Source organism: Rhizobium sp. RAF36, from assembly GCF_052114105.1.
In the GTDB taxonomy this organism is placed as follows: Bacteria; Pseudomonadota; Alphaproteobacteria; order Rhizobiales; family Rhizobiaceae; genus Rhizobium.
The window spans coordinates 408,071-422,329 of sequence record NZ_JBFREC010000004.1 but is presented as its reverse complement, the minus strand read 5'-3'; the positions used below and the strand labels follow the sequence as shown (position 1 = coordinate 422,329).

Sequence of the window (14,259 nt, the reverse complement as noted above, 5' to 3'; positions counted from 1 at the left end):
GCTATTATAATAGGATAAAGTCACTACTTTAACAGGATGAACTCTAGCCGATATTCTCTTCGGAGTAAAACACGCAAGGAGACATTGCTGTGCGCATTTTCTTGACTGGAGCAACCGGCTTTATCGGCTCGGCGCTGGTGCCGGAACTCATTGGCGCGGGCCACGAGGTCATCGGCATGACGAGATCGGACGGAGGCGCGCGCGCGCTCGAAGCCGCAGGCGCTAAGGCCTATCGCGGGACGCTCGAGGATCCCGAAAGCCTTCGCAAGGGCGCCCTGGAAGCGGATGGCGTGATCCACACCGCCTTCGACCACGATTTCTCGCGGTTCGCCGAAAATTGCCAGAAGGATGCCCGTGCGATCGCCGCGTTGGGTGCGGCACTTGCCGGGTCGGATAGGCCGTTGATCATCACCTCGGGTACCGGCATGGGCAATGCAGAGTTCGGCGAACTGGGAAGCGAGGACGTGTTCAACACCAGCCACCCCAACCCGCGTGTCGCGTCCGAGCTTGCAGGGCAGACGCTGCTGGATGAGGACATCAATGTTTCCGTCGTCCGGCTTCCGCAGGTCCACGACACGTTCAAGCAGGGGCTGATCACCCCGCTGATCGAAATCACCCGCCAGAAGGGCCTTGCAGCCTATGTCGGCGAAGGGCGCAATCGCTGGCCGGCCGGGCATCTGTCGGATGTCGCCCGTCTCTACCGTCTGGCGATCGAGCGAGCCGAAAGTGGCGCGCGCTACAACGCCGTCGCCGAAGAGGGCGTGGAGGCACGCGAGATCGCCGAGGCGATCGGCCGGGGCCTCAAGCTGCCGGTCAGATCGATCTCCCGTGAGGAAGCCGCAGCGCATTTCGGATGGCTGTCGATCTTCACCACGATCGACTTCCCGGCATCGAGCGCCAAGACGCAGGCCGTGCTCGGATGGCGTCCGACCGGACCGTCGCTGATCTCCGATCTCAACGCGATGCAGTACTAAGGATACAAGCGGGCGGACGCTATTGATGGCGCCCGCCCGCAGTTTCTATCACAATGCCGCCGCGCGGATTAAATGCCCGCGCCGCCAATTGTCCGCGGCTTGCAACGCCGACTGGATCCGCTCGTCGGTAAACGGCTTGCCGACCACCGCGAAGGCGCCATCGAAACCCTGCGAGACCGCCTGCGGAGAGCCGGTCACGAAGATCACGCTGATCCCGAAACGGTCGATCAGCCGCCGGGCGAGTTGCGTTCCGCTTGTCCCATCCGACAGACCGACATCGACAAGTGCGGCATCGGCCCGAGGCGCGAAGGCCAATGCCTGCTCGATCGTCGAGGCCGGGCCAAGCGCGCGATGACCAGCCTCGACGGCAATTCTTTCCAGTTCCAGGGCGATGAACCCTTCATCTTCGACAATCAAGACGTTCATGAATCTATCTCCTCGCGTCACGAAGAAATTGCTCTGCCAAAGACGTTTTCAAGCGGGATCACGATGTTTTTCGCCGATCGTGAATGCATCAGGATTTCGATGCCGAAGGCTGCAATCCGGGAGACGAAATCCCATATAAAGGGGATGACGGCTCAGGTTACCAAACGGGAAAAGGAAATTCTCACGCTGATGTGCGCGGGAAAGACGGCGCAGGAAATCGCCCTGATCCTCGGATGTTCGGTGCACACCGTCCGCACCCATATCGAGGCGCTGAAGACGAATTTCGCGGTCTACAAGGACACTGCGCTGGTGGCCGCCGCTTTGCGGCAGGGCGTCATCGACTGACGAGGCCTCGACGTCACTCACACAAATATCTGAAAAATGAGGACTATTCTCGGACAGGGCCGCCATCGGCCCTTTTGCGATCAAAGCGCTGCCCCTATGATCTCGCGATCAAAGGCTGCGGAGTGTGACATGAAAGCGAAAAGCATAGGCTTCGTCGGTACCGGCGCGATTACGGAGGCGATGGTCAGAGGTCTGCTCAGCGAACCCGCCTATCCCACCGAAGTCCATCTCTCGCCCCGGAACGCAGAGATTGCCGCAAGGCTGTTCAGCGAGTTCGCGGCCGTCAGCGTTGCGCCCGATAATCAGACCGTCGTCGATCGCAGCGACCTCGTGGTTCTCGCGATCCGCCCGCAGGTTGCCGAAGCCGTCATCGGCGAACTGACGTTCAAGCTGGGGCAGTCGGTGGTCAGCATCATCGCCGCCACCGAGCGCGAAGTCCTGCTGAAATGGATCGGCACCGATATCCATCTGGTGCAGGCCATTCCCCTGCCCTTCGTCGCCGAGCGCCAGGGCGTGACCGCCATCTATCCTCCGGACTCCGCCGTCGCTGCCATGTTCGACGCGCTTGGCAAGGCCGTCCAGTGCGAGTCCCGCAAGGAATATGATCTGCTCGCCGCCGCAAGCGCGCTGATGTCGACCTATTTCGGCATCATGGAATTCGCCACCGGATGGCTGGAAACCAACGGACTGGAGCGGACGAAGGCCCGCGCCTACCTCGCGCCGCTGTTCGAAAGCCTGGCGCGGCGCGCCAACGGCCCGCATGCCGGCGATTTCAACGCCTTGAGCGAGGAATTTGCCACCAGAGGTGGATTGAATGAACAGGCTCTACGCGACTTCGACGCCGATGGCGGCAAGACCGCTTTGACTGCGGCGCTCGACCGGGTCTTCGCCCGTATCGAGGGCCGGTAACCAGACGTCTGCTCAGAAAGGCTTCTCGCAGCAGATCGCATAGCGATGCTGCAGCCCGCGTGCGGCCGCTTTCAGGATATTCCAGTTGGCGGCCTGCGCCTTGTGTACCTGCCGCAGATCCCGGTCGATCTCGATACGCTGAAAGCCGGCGGCCGCGAGCAAGGCCGCGACCTCATCGGCTCTCGCCCCGCCTGAGAAATAGACCTGCCGGAGAATCTCTTCGTGCTTTCCGGCCAGCTCCGGCGGCGCGTGCTTCGGGTCGGTCCGCAAGAGCCCAACCTTCTCCAATATGCCCGCCAGCTTCTTAAGCAGGCGTTCGGCCCGTCGCGTATTGACGAAATCGCCATCAACGATCAGCAGGCGGCCGCCGGGCTTCAGCACCCGCAGCCACTCGCGAAAACAGCTTTCCGGATCGATCAGCGTCCAGACGAGATGACGCGTGATGACCACGTCATAGGCGGCATCCGGCTCCATCGTGTGCTCGGCATCGGCGATGCGAAAACGGATGTCGCGGCCGCGCTGCCTGGCCTTGGCGCGCGCCTGCTCCAGCATGGCTTCCGACCAGTCGAGACCCGTTACCTTATAGCCAGCGTCGTCCATCAGATGCGAGATCACCGCGGTACCGCTGGCAAGGTCGAGCGCGCTGCGGCCGTCGCCGGGACCGAGATGCTTGGCGATCAGATCGCGCCAGGCGCGGCGCTCGTCCTCGGAAAAAATCTCATGCCCGGGAGAGGCATCGAAGGTGGCGGCCCGCGCCGACCAATAAGCCTTGATCTCCTCCTTCAGGTGATAGTTGGTGCCGTTCACTGCGCTCATTCCGGTTCTGCCGCTCATCCGTTCTCAGTCTTGAATTGCTCTAAAAGATAAAACTTGACTATTGCAATCATAAAATAATAGAGCCCCCTGGATTTTCACGGGGGACCACTCAATGCACATTCAATTCAAAGCCGCAGGCCTCTCTGCAGCATTGCTGCTTGCCACCGTCTGGCCGGCACTTGCCGAAAAGATTTCGTTGAAGGACGTAACCGGCCGCGACGTCGAGGTCGAGGTTCCCGTCAAGCACGTCATTCTCGGCGAAGGACGGCAGATCTACTTCCTGGCGGCGCTCGACAAGACCAATCCCTTCGAGCACGTCGTCGGCTGGCGCGACGATCTGCCGAAGGCCGATCCGGAGACCTACAAGGCCTATCTTGCCAAGTACCCTGATATCGCCAAGCTGCCGACCTTCGGCGGCATGAAGGACGGCACCTTCGACATCGAACAGGCCGTCACCCTGAAGCCCGATGTCATCCTGATGAATGTCGACGCCAAGACGGCGACCGAGGAAGCGGGCTATATCGAAAAGCTCGCCAAAGTCGGCATTCCGCTCGTCTATGTCGACTTCCGCGAAAAGCCGATGGAAAACACCGAGCCGAGCATGCGCGTCATGGGCAAGCTGATGGGCAAGGAGCAGCTGGCAGAGGACTTCATCAAGTTCCGTGCAGACGCGATCAAGGTAGTGACCGACAAGCTGGAAGCGGCCAAGCCCGCCCGCCCCGTTGTCTTCGTCGAGCGTGCAGGCGGCTACTCCGACGATTGCTGCATGTCGTTCGGAAACGAGAATTTCGGCAAGATGGTCGAGATCGCCGGCGGCACCAACATGGCGAAGGATATCATTCCCGGAACCTTCGGCACGGTAAACCCGGAGCAGATCGTCGCTTCGAACCCAGATCAGATCATCGTCACCGGCGGCATGTGGGAAGCCTTCGTTCCCGGCGGCGCTTGGGTTGGCGTCGGCTACGGCGCCGATCTAACCGAAGCCAAGCGCAAGCTCGAGGCCCTGACCAAGCGCCCGGCCTTTACCGGCGTCAAGGCCGTCGAAGACGGCAATGTCCATGCGATCTGGCACCAGTTCTACAACAACCCCTACCAGTTCGTCGCCATCCAGGAGATCGCCAAGTGGCTGCACCCGGATCTCTTCAAGGACCTCGATCCCGAAGCGACCTTCAAGGAGCTGCATGCGCGCTTCCTGCCGCTCGACTACAAGCCCGGCTACTTCGTCTCTTTGAAGGGCGAATAACCGATGGCCGGTACGGCTCTTACCGCTGACATTGCAGGGCGGGAGCGCTATCGCGCTCTCGCCTTCCGCCGGATCGTCATCCTCGTTCTATTGACGGCAGCACTCTGCGTCAGCGTCGCCGCCGACATGGCACTCGGTCCGGCGAATTACGAAATCCGCCAGGTTCTTCTGGCCCTGTTCAACCCGGAAGTCGCCGGCAACCAGCTAAGGGTCGTCATCTGGGATATCCGCATGCCGATCGCCTTGATGGCGGTCACCGTGGGTGCGGCCCTTTCCGTTGCCGGCGCGCAGATGCAGACCATCCTGTCGAACCCGCTGGCCAGCCCCTTCACGCTCGGGATTTCCGCGGCGGCAAGCTTCGGCGCAGCGCTGGCGCTGGTAACAGGTGTCGCCGTCTTTCCGGCAGCCGTCCAGTATATGGTTCCGATCAACGCATTCCTGATGGCGATGCTGGCATCGCTCTTCATTTATTTCGCATCGACAATGCGCGGCGTCAGCGTCGAAACCATCGTGCTGCTCGGCATCGCGCTGGTATTCTCCTTCAACGCCGCCTTGTCACTGCTGGAATATCTCGCCTCCGAACAGGCGCTGGCAGCGGTGGTCTTCTGGACGATGGGCAGCCTGACGAAGGCGACATGGGCAAAGGTCTATGTCACGGCTGCCGTTCTCGTCGTGACCGTGCCGCTCTTCATGCGCGATGCCTGGGCGCTAACCGCATTGCGGCTCGGCGACGACAAGGCAGCCAGCATGGGCGTCAATGTCCGCCGCTTGCGTCTGCAGACGATGCTGACAGTTAGCCTACTTGCCGCCATTCCGGTCTCCTTCGTCGGCACGATCGGTTTCATCGGCCTCGTCGGCCCGCATATCGCCCGCATGGTCGTCGGTGAGGACCAGCGCTTCTTCCTGCCCGGCTCGGTGATCTGCGGCGCGCTGCTGCTGTCGGCGACATCGGTCGTCAGCAAGATGCTCATTCCAGGAGCGATCCTGCCGATCGGCGTGATCACGGCGGTGGTCGGCGTTCCCTTCTTCTTCGCGCTCATCTTCAGCAACAGGAGACGGTCTTGGTAGAGCTGGCACTCAGAGACGTCGGCGCCAATTATGGCCGCGTCACCGTTCTGTCGAAAATCGGAATTGGTACGCTCGAAAGCGGCAGCCTGACGGCCGTCATCGGCCCGAATGCGGCGGGCAAGTCAACGCTCTTCAAACGCATTGCCGGATTGATATCGGGGCCTGGCGTGGTCGAGCTGTCTGGCACCGAACGCGGAGACCGGGCTGTCTGCTACATGCCGCAGGATACCGGCGCGAACGCCGTGCTGACCGTCTACGAGTCAGTGCTGCTTTCGGCAAAGCAAGGCGGCGGATGGCGCGTCCAGGACGGAGAACTCGATGAGATCGACGCGATCCTGAAGGCCCTGAGGATCGATGACCTTGCCTTCCGGGGACTTGGCGAACTTTCCGGCGGCCAGCGCCAGCTGGTATCGCTGGCGCAGGCGCTGGTCCGCAAGCCCGAAGTTCTCTTGATGGACGAGCCGACCTCGGCACTCGATCTGCATCGCCAGATCGAGGTTCTGGCTTTCGTCGAAGGTCTGGCAAGCCGGACGGGGATGATCGTGCTGATCGCCCTGCACGATCTCAATCATGCGCTGCGCTATTGCCACAACACGATCGTGATCGCCAATGGCGCGATGGCGACGAGCGGTCCGACCCGCGACGTCATAACCTCAGACATGCTGAAGGACGTCTACAAGGTCGAAGCGCGGATCGAGACATGCTCCCGCGGCCACCCCTTCATTCTCGTCGATGGAACGGTTGCCGCAGGCTGATGCTTTCCGCCGGATCCGTCAGTTCCGAATATCGGGCTCGACCAGCCGGGCGAGGTTCTTGAGCGATTCCTGCCAGCCGAGATAGCAGGCTTCGGCCGGGATGAGATCGGGAACGCCCGCCTGGGTGATATCAACCTCGGTACCAACAGAAACCTTCTTCAGGATGACGGTGACTTCCATTTCACCGGGCAGGTTGGGATCGTCGAAAACATCGGTGTAGCGAACGCGTTCGCCGGGCACGAGCTCGCGATATTCGCCGCCGAAGGCATGGCTGTCGCCTGTCGTGAAGTTGCGGAATGACATTCTGAACGTACCGCCGACAGACGCTTCCAGATGATGGACCGTGCAGGCGAAGCCGTTCGGCGGCAGCCACTTGGCAAGCGCGTCGGCCTCGATGAAGGCGCGGTAGATCTTGTCGGGGCTGGTCGCCAGGACGCGGTGCAGACGGATGGTGCTCGGCATGGTGTTCTCCTCCTTGCTGATGGAATGGACATCCCAAGGACGAACATGCCTTCAACGATCCGACACGTCACCGGCATTTTTCCGAAAAATTCGGCGTAAGCGCGCTGCCCACGCGCCGATACGTCAGGACTCCCGCAGTTTGCGCGACAGCGTCTGCAACTCCTTGAAGCCGTCATAGCGTTTCAGATGCAGCCCGGCTATGTCGCCACCCGCCGGTGCGAATGTCTGCTCGACGGAGGAGAGGCTGGTCATTGCCTCCGCCACATCTGCAAACTGACCACCGGCCACGGCACCGAGAATGGCAGCGCCAAGCAGCACCGGTTCCCCGGCTTTCGTGGCCACGACCGGCTTGCCACTTGCATCGGCCAGCAGCTGGCGAACGAAATCATGCTGGCCGGCGCCGCCGCTGACGACGATGTTGTCGACGGTGACGCCCGCATCGGCTTGCGTGTCGACGATCTGCCGCAGCCCGTAGCCGATGCCGCAGAGGCCGGCGGCGTAGAGAGCAACGAGACTATCGATATCCCGCTCCATGCCGAGACCGGCAATGACGGCCCGGGCATGCGGATCGGCGAACGGCGCGCGATTTCCGAGAAACTCCGGAACGACGTGCAGACCAGTGGCAAGCGTGACGGCGCCGGAAGCACTGCCCGCCTTTTCGGCGGCCATGTCGGCCAGCAGTACCGGAAGCGGAATGCCGGCGCGCTTGGCAAGATCCTTCGCCTCGCCGGCAGCCGGATGAAAGGCGAGCAGCTGGTCGATTGCCGCGCCCGCAGCACTCTGGCCACCCTCATTCAACCAGAGCCCGGGAACCATCGCGGAATAGTAGGGACCCCAGACGCCCGGCACGAAGGCAGGCTCCGATGTCGATGTCATGGTGCAAGAGGATGTGCCGAAGACATAGGCGAGATTGGTTTGCGGTCCGCCGCCGATGCCGACAGTGCCGATCCCGCCAGCATGCGCATCGATGAGACCGGCTGCAACCGGCGTCCCGGCGGGTAGCCCAAGCTCCTCTGCAGCCGCAGCCATCAAGCCTTGACCCAGCGCCGAACCCGGCTCGACTATCGCGTGGCCGATACGGGCAAAGCCTTCCGCGGCGAGCTCGCCAAGACCGATCTGCTCGAAATATCCGGCATCCCAGCGCTGCTCATGCGCCAGATAGGTCCATTTGCAGGTGACCGTGCAGGTCGAGCGCGCGATATCGCCTGTCGACCGCCAGGTGAGGAAATCGGCGAGGTCGAAAAACTGCCAGGCCGCGTCGAAGACCTGCGGGCGGTTTTCCTTGAGCCAGAGCAGCTTCGGCGTTTCCATCTCGGGCGAAATGCGCCCGCCGACATAGCGGAGCACATCGTGGCCGAGCGCGTTGATGCGCTCCGCCTGAGGAACGGCGCGGTGATCCATCCAGACGATGATGTTGCGATCCGGATCTTCCGACGGCCCGACAGGCAGCGGCCTTCCGCCCTCGCCGAGCACCACCAGCGAACAAGTCGCATCGAAGCCGAGACCGGCGACGGTCGCGGCATCGATACCTGCAATGGAAACGGCTTCGCGCACCGCCGCGCAGACTGCGGCCCAGATTTCGCTGCTCGATTGCTCGACCATCGAACCCGGCGCATGGAACAGCGTGATGTCCCGCTTGGCCGATGCCAGCATCCGCCCGGTGAGGTCGAAAATGCCGGCGCGGGCGCTGCCGGTGCCGACATCGACGCCGATGACATGTTTGCCACCCGCTTGCGGCGTGTGAGATGTGTCGCTCATGGTCTCTCGTTTCAGTCTGGCAGGAACAGGGGCAATCGGGACGGCGTCGTCAATCTCAGAGATCGACGCTGTTCGGCAAGATCACCAGATCGCGGATCGTTACGTTGCGCGGACGCGACAGCATGAAGAGCACGGCATCGGCCACTTCCTTCGGCTGCATCAAGCTGCCATTGGCAAGCGCATCGTCGAGCTTCGCCTTCGGCCAGTCGTCGAGCAGAGCGGTGACCACCGGCCCCGGCAAAACGGCGCCGACGCGAACGCCGTGCGGCGCCACCTGGCGGCGGGTGGAGTGGACGAAGGCCTGAACGGCGAATTTAGAAGCGGTGTAGATCGGCTCCCAGACCACAGGCACCACACCGGCGATCGAGCTGGTGAACAGGATGTCGCCGGACTTCTGGGCAATCATGTGCGGCAGCACGGCATGAACCGAGCGGAAAGCCGCGTTGATGTTGAGGTTCAGCATCCGGTCCCAGGCATCGGGATCACCTTCCGCCACCGGACCGCCGATATAGGCGCCGGCATTGGCATGGAAGATATCGAGCCCTCCGGCGATCTCAAGAATGCGCGGCAGCATGCCGGAGACCTGCTTGCCGTCGAGAAGATCGACCACGAGCGGCAGTGTGCGCGGGCCGATTTCCTTGCACAGCGCCTCGAGCTTGTCCGCGGCGCGATCGACGAGCACGACGGTTGCGCCTTCGGCATGGAGCGTGCGGGCACATTCGAGCCCGATACCCGACGCGGCACCGGTGATGGCGGCAACCTTGCCCTTCATGAGTTCAGTCATGGAAATACTCCTTCATAAAATGCGGATCAGGCGCGTCCATGGCTGACACGGGAACGGCGGGCGAGCGAATCGACGATGACGGCGATCGCAAGAACGGCTCCTGTTATCATGTAGCGCAGCGATGAGCTGAGATTGAGAAGCGTCAGCCCGTTGGAAATCGCCTGGATGACGATGATGCCGAGTAGGGCCGAATAGGCGCTGCCGCGTCCGCCGAAGAGGCTGGTGCCGCCGATGACGGCTGCGGCGATGGCGTTGAGGTTCACGTCGCCGGTGCCGGCCTGCTGGCTGGAGGAGGCGAGACGCGAGGCCGACAGGATGCCGCCGATCGTCGCCAGCGTCGAGCAGAGCATGAAGGCGCTGAGATAGATGCGACGGACATTGATGCCGGCGCGGCGCGCCGCTTCCCGGTTGCCGCCGACGGCAAACATCGAGCGTCCCCACTGTGTCCGCGTCAACGCGTAATTCAGAACGACGGCGATCAGGACGAAGACGCCGAACATCCACGGCACGCCGCGGCCGAGATTGAGATAGTAGGCAGCGAATTCAAGAGCCGCGGTCAGAACGGCGGCCTTGATCACCAGCGCGCCCAAGGGCTGCTGGGAGAGATTGACCGACTGCCGCTGCTGGCGTTTGCGCATACCGTTGACGATCAGCACCAGACCGGGCAGAAGCGCCAGCAGATGCGAAAGCCAGAAGGGCATGACGAGGATCTGTCCGAAGCGGACCAGCGGCGAGGCGAAGGGCAGGTTGATACTGCCTGTCGGCCCGAGGATATAGAGCTGCATGCCGAGAAGCGCGAGCAACCCCGCCAGCGTCGCAACGAAGCTTGGCATGCCCAGCCTGTTATAGAGAACGGCATAGAGAGCGCCGACCACCATGCCGGCGATAATGGCAACGACGATCGCCAAGGGCAGCGGCCAGCCGGTATTGACCCACAGCACGCCGAGGATCGCCGACGAAAGGCCGCTCATCGAGCCGACCGAGAGGTCGATTTCGCCGAGCATCAGCACGCAGACGATGCCGAGTGAAATGACGCCGACCGTCGCACAGTCGAACAGCAGATTGACGAGATTGTTCGGCGCCAGGAAGATCGGGTTGAGGATGGAGAACACCGTCGAGATAACGATCAGACCGACAGCGACAGGCAGCATGCCGAGATCGCCGGAGCGCACGCGGTCGAAGAATGCCTTGATCATCGCGCCGATGCTGTCGTCGTGGCGCACACGCTCGTCGCTGCGATCAAGTGTGGCAGCCGGCGCAAGTGTATTGGATGGTTTCTGGCTCATGCCGGGCTCCCGCTGTTTTCCTGGGCTGTGCTGCTCTTCCGTTCGAGCCGCCGGGATACGGAATTTTCGGTCGCACCGGTGATCGAAGCGACGAGTTCCTGGTTGGAAGCATCAGGCGTGAAGACGCCATTGTTGCGCCCGAGACGAAGCACGACGATCCGGTCGGCAACCGCGCGCACGTCTTCCATATTGTGGCTGATGATGATGACCCCGAGGCCACGTTCGCGGACGCGCTCGATCAGGTTGAGAACCTCGGCCGTCTGTGCGACGCCAAGCGCTGCAGTCGGCTCGTCGAGCATGATGATCTTCGGATCAAGCAGCAGCGAGCGGGCAATCGCCACCGTCTGGCGCTGGCCGCCGGAGAGTGAAGCAATTGGCTCGCGCACAGATGGGATGCGGGCTGCAAGTTCGCGCAGCAGCGTCCAGGCGCGGACTTCCATTGCCACCTCGTCGAGGCTCCACGGAGAAAGCTCGTGGCCGAGGAAGAGATTGGCGACGACATCGAGATTTTCGCAGAGCGCCAGGTCCTGGAAGACAGTTGCGATACCGAGCTCAAGGGCTCGGCCCGGGCTGTCCAGCGTCACGGTCTGGCCGCAGAATTCTATCGTTCCGGATGACGGCTGATGCACGCCGGCCAGAACCTTCACCAATGTCGACTTGCCCGCGCCGTTATCGCCGACCAGCGCCACGACCTCCCCGGCCTTGACCTCGAGTTCGATGTCGGTCAGCGCCGAGACCGCGCCGAAATTCTTGGAAACATTGCTCAACCGGAGGATCGTTTGTCCCTTCTCCGGCATGCCCTTATCGGTAACCATGGCTGAAGCCCTTCTTGCCCGGGAAACCTCCGGCCGCAATAAACGCGGCCGGAGAATATAGGCAGATTTAGTTGGTGATGCCGAGCTTCTTGCAGCCGTCGGCATATTCGCCGGTGCAGATCTGCTCAGCCGTCTGGATCTTCTTGTCGAAGATTTCAGCCTTGATGTTCTCGGCTGTGACGACAGCCGGAACAAACAATTCGGACGGCGTCTTGTAGAGCGTCGTCTTGGCTTCAGGCGTTTCACCCTTCAGCATCTGCACGGCAACCTTGGCAGCAGCCGCGGCAACCACTTCCGATGGCTTCGAGATCGTGTTGTACTGGTCACCGGAGATGACGAGCTGCAGCGCTGCGATCGTCGCATCGTTGCCCGTAACCGGCGGAACCGGCTTCACGCCGGCGGCCTTGAAGGCGGCAATCGCGCCGCCGCCAGTGCCGTCATTGGCGGCGACGACGCCCTTGATGTCGGCGCCGAAGCGGGTGATCTGGCCTGCAGCCCATTCCTGTGCCTTCGGCGGCGCCCATTCCGGCGTGTCGTATTCGGCAAGCGTCTTGTAGGCAGATTCCTTCAGGCCGCGATGGATGCCGTCACGAATGAGGCCTGCTGCGGCGTCGGTCGGCGAACCGTTGATCTGGAGAACGCCGGCGCCATCGGCCACACCTTCCTTCTTCAGGTGTTCGACCAGCGACTTGGCGATCGCGTAGCCGATACCCTCGTTGTCGAAGGAGACGTAGAAATCAGCCGGCTTGTCCGGGATCGGGCGGTCATAGGCGATAACCTTGACTCCCTGCGACTGGGCAATCTCGACGAGACCGGCAGCGGCGGCGGAATCGACCGGATCGAGCACGATCACCTTGGCGCCCTGGGCGATCACCGAATTGAACTGCTGCTGCTGCAGCGAGGCATCGGCATTGGCGTTCTGATAGACGACCGTGCACTTGGCGCAGAGCTTTTCCATCTCGGCCTTGAAGCCTGGGAAGTCGTGCTGCTCGTAGCGCGTCGACGCCTGGTCAGGCATCAGGAAAGCGACGGTCGAGGCTTCCTGGGCAAAGGCCGTACCGGCAAATCCCATCGCGATGGTCGCCGACGCCATAAGCAAATTGCGATATTTCATTCTCTCCTCCTTGGTGTGTTCAAAGACAGGCCCAGGCATTGCCGCCGGTCACCGCAGCCGCCCTCTCCTCGCCACTGCCCATCGCTGCCATCAAGACGGCAAGCGACGCGCCCCGCAAAGACCGGGCTATCCGCAGATTCTTAGAAAATACCTCCCTGCGCCGGCACGAGGCCAGCCTGTAACATCGATTGCGCAAGCTTGCTCAATCGATGAAGCAAGAATTGCCACTTCTTCAGTTTGATGTCAAGTTAGCGAAAATGGAGAAACCAATTTTGAATCACGTAAAGCAGGCCAAGAGGACAACGATTTACGATCTGGCGGAGCTTGCCGGCACATCCGCCAGCGCCGTCAGCGCCGTCCTCAACGGCAATTGGAAGAAGCGCAGGATCAGCAGCCAGCTCGCCGAAAAGATCATGAAGATAGCCGAGGAACAGGGTTATGCGCTCAATATGCAGGCGAGCCTGCTGAGGCGCGAAAAGTCCCACATCATCGGCATGATCGTTCCGAAATACGACAACCGCTACTTCGGCTCGATCGTCGAGCTTTTCGAGGACATGGCCCGCGCGCGCGGGCTTTTTCCGATCATCACCTGTACCCGCCGCGACCCCGAACTTGAGATCGAGGCCGCCCGCACGATGCTTTCCTACCAAGTCGAATGCCTGATCGCGACGGGCGCCACTGACCCGGACAGGATTACCGAAATGTGCGCCGCAGCCGGCGTCCGCAGCCTCAACCTCGACCTGCCTGGGGCGCTCGCCCCCTCGATCATTTCTGACAATTTCGCCGGCGCCCGCGAACTGACCCGGCGCATTCTGGTGAACTGCGAACGGCGGCTCGGAAAGAAGGGCCCGCTGCTCTTCATCGGCGGGCGCGGCAGCGATCACAATACGGCCGAACGCATCCGGGGTTTTCGCGCCGCCCATTCCGATCTCGGCCTCGCCGTTGCCGAGGAACATATCCTTGCCTGCGGCTACGCACCGGAGAAAGCCGAGAAGGCGCTGGACGATCTTGCGCTCAAGGGCGATGCCAATGTCGGCGGCATGTTCGTCAACTCGACCATTTCGCTCGAAGGCGTCATGCGCTGGGTGCGGCGGTCCGGGCACCTCAACGACGACAGTCTCGTTCTCGGCTGTTTCGACTGGGATCCCTTTGTCTCGCTGCTCGGAAACGAGATAGAGATGGTGCGGCAGGACGTGCCTGAGATGCTGAAAAAGGTGTTCGAAGTCATCGAATCGGGCGTCAGCAAGCCTGTCGTCATTCAGGTGCCGCCGCTCATTCCGCAAATGTAGCGGCGCAATCCGTGCGGGGACGCCGCCCCGCGCTTTCTGCCGCAGGCGAGTTTGCAAGCGCTAGCGCCGGCTTCCGGCTGGAGCGGACAGGCCCCTGCCGCTCTCAAGGTAAGTCTCTGCTGCCTGCCTCTGCCCAGCGCGGACTAGTCTTCTCCCTTCCTCCGAAAACTTAGAAAATATAATCTATAAAATAAATATACATTGTGGAAATCTGA

General features: G+C 61.9%; 15 protein-coding genes. 7 read left to right on the top strand and 8 right to left on the bottom strand.

Annotation, left to right across the window (positions count from 1 at the left end):
- The first annotated feature begins 89 nt into the window (after positions 1-89).
- Positions 90-974 carry an SDR family oxidoreductase gene (locus tag AB4Z25_RS17195; protein ID WP_442208658.1) on the top strand — a complete coding sequence of 295 codons (885 nt, stop codon included), beginning with the start codon at positions 90-92 and terminating at the stop codon, positions 972-974.
- A gap of 48 nt (positions 975-1,022) precedes the next feature.
- On the opposite strand, the gene AB4Z25_RS17190 is transcribed toward AB4Z25_RS17195, so the two are convergent.
- Complete coding sequence (locus AB4Z25_RS17190; protein ID WP_442208657.1) at positions 1,023-1,400, bottom strand: response regulator; 378 nt, start codon at positions 1,398-1,400, stop codon at positions 1,023-1,025.
- A gap of 99 nt (positions 1,401-1,499) precedes the next feature.
- Here AB4Z25_RS17190 and AB4Z25_RS17185 point away from each other — a divergent pair, with 99 nt between their 5' ends.
- A complete protein-coding gene (locus tag AB4Z25_RS17185; RefSeq protein ID WP_442208656.1) occupies positions 1,500-1,745 on the top strand; it encodes a response regulator transcription factor in 246 nt (81 codons plus the stop codon).
- Between the two features lie 129 nt (positions 1,746-1,874).
- Positions 1,875-2,654, top strand: coding sequence for a pyrroline-5-carboxylate reductase (locus AB4Z25_RS17180; RefSeq protein ID WP_442208655.1), 780 nt, complete (start codon positions 1,875-1,877; stop codon positions 2,652-2,654).
- A 12-nt stretch (positions 2,655-2,666) separates the two neighbouring features.
- Here the strand turns inward: AB4Z25_RS17180 and AB4Z25_RS17175 are convergent, their stop codons facing one another.
- Complete coding sequence (locus tag AB4Z25_RS17175; RefSeq protein WP_442208653.1) at positions 2,667-3,470, bottom strand: class I SAM-dependent methyltransferase; 804 nt, start codon at positions 3,468-3,470, stop codon at positions 2,667-2,669.
- A 112-nt stretch (positions 3,471-3,582) separates the two neighbouring features.
- On the opposite strand from AB4Z25_RS17175, the gene AB4Z25_RS17170 reads away from it, so the two are divergent.
- From AB4Z25_RS17170 to AB4Z25_RS17160, 3 genes are read left to right on the top strand one after another with little or no spacing between them, the layout of a single operon-like run.
- Entirely contained in the window at positions 3,583-4,713 is a 1,131-nt protein-coding gene (locus AB4Z25_RS17170; RefSeq protein ID WP_442208652.1) for an ABC transporter substrate-binding protein, read from the top strand.
- 3 nt (positions 4,714-4,716) lie between these two features.
- The gene (locus AB4Z25_RS17165; RefSeq protein WP_442208651.1) at positions 4,717-5,781 is read left to right on the top strand and encodes a FecCD family ABC transporter permease; all 1,065 of its coding nucleotides are present in this window, start codon (positions 4,717-4,719) and stop codon (positions 5,779-5,781) included.
- The gene (locus tag AB4Z25_RS17160) at positions 5,775-6,536 is read left to right on the top strand and encodes an ABC transporter ATP-binding protein (RefSeq protein WP_442208650.1); all 762 of its coding nucleotides are present in this window, start codon (positions 5,775-5,777) and stop codon (positions 6,534-6,536) included. The genes AB4Z25_RS17165 and AB4Z25_RS17160 overlap by 7 nt, the downstream gene beginning before the upstream one ends.
- 18 nt (positions 6,537-6,554) lie before the next feature.
- Here AB4Z25_RS17160 and AB4Z25_RS17155 read toward each other — a convergent pair whose 3' ends face one another.
- The 6 genes from AB4Z25_RS17155 to AB4Z25_RS17130 form a co-directional block, all read right to left on the bottom strand.
- The gene (locus AB4Z25_RS17155; RefSeq protein ID WP_442208649.1) at positions 6,555-6,998 is read right to left on the bottom strand and encodes an SRPBCC family protein; all 444 of its coding nucleotides are present in this window, start codon (positions 6,996-6,998) and stop codon (positions 6,555-6,557) included.
- A gap of 123 nt (positions 6,999-7,121) precedes the next feature.
- Positions 7,122-8,756 carry an FGGY-family carbohydrate kinase gene (locus AB4Z25_RS17150; protein ID WP_442208648.1) on the bottom strand — a complete coding sequence of 545 codons (1,635 nt, stop codon included), beginning with the start codon at positions 8,754-8,756 and terminating at the stop codon, positions 7,122-7,124.
- Positions 8,757-8,811: 55 nt separating this feature from the next.
- Positions 8,812-9,540 (bottom strand): SDR family oxidoreductase, encoded by a 729-nt coding sequence (locus tag AB4Z25_RS17145; protein ID WP_442208647.1) that lies wholly within the window; start codon positions 9,538-9,540, stop codon positions 8,812-8,814.
- A 26-nt stretch (positions 9,541-9,566) separates the two neighbouring features.
- Positions 9,567-10,826, bottom strand: a complete 1,260-nt coding sequence (locus AB4Z25_RS17140; protein WP_442208646.1) for a sugar ABC transporter permease — start codon at positions 10,824-10,826, stop codon at positions 9,567-9,569.
- On the bottom strand, positions 10,823-11,641 hold the full coding sequence (locus AB4Z25_RS17135; protein ID WP_310290944.1) for an ATP-binding cassette domain-containing protein: 819 nt from the start codon (positions 11,639-11,641) through the stop codon (positions 10,823-10,825). The genes AB4Z25_RS17140 and AB4Z25_RS17135 overlap by 4 nt, the downstream gene beginning before the upstream one ends.
- 67 nt (positions 11,642-11,708) lie before the next feature.
- Positions 11,709-12,755, bottom strand: a complete 1,047-nt coding sequence (locus AB4Z25_RS17130) for an ABC transporter substrate-binding protein (RefSeq protein WP_112514665.1) — start codon at positions 12,753-12,755, stop codon at positions 11,709-11,711.
- A 272-nt stretch (positions 12,756-13,027) separates the two neighbouring features.
- Here AB4Z25_RS17130 and AB4Z25_RS17125 point away from each other — a divergent pair, with 272 nt between their 5' ends.
- Positions 13,028-14,044: a LacI family DNA-binding transcriptional regulator gene (locus AB4Z25_RS17125; protein ID WP_112388537.1), complete on the top strand. Its 1,017-nt coding sequence runs from the start codon at positions 13,028-13,030 to the stop codon at positions 14,042-14,044.
- Positions 14,045-14,259 lie beyond the last annotated feature (215 nt).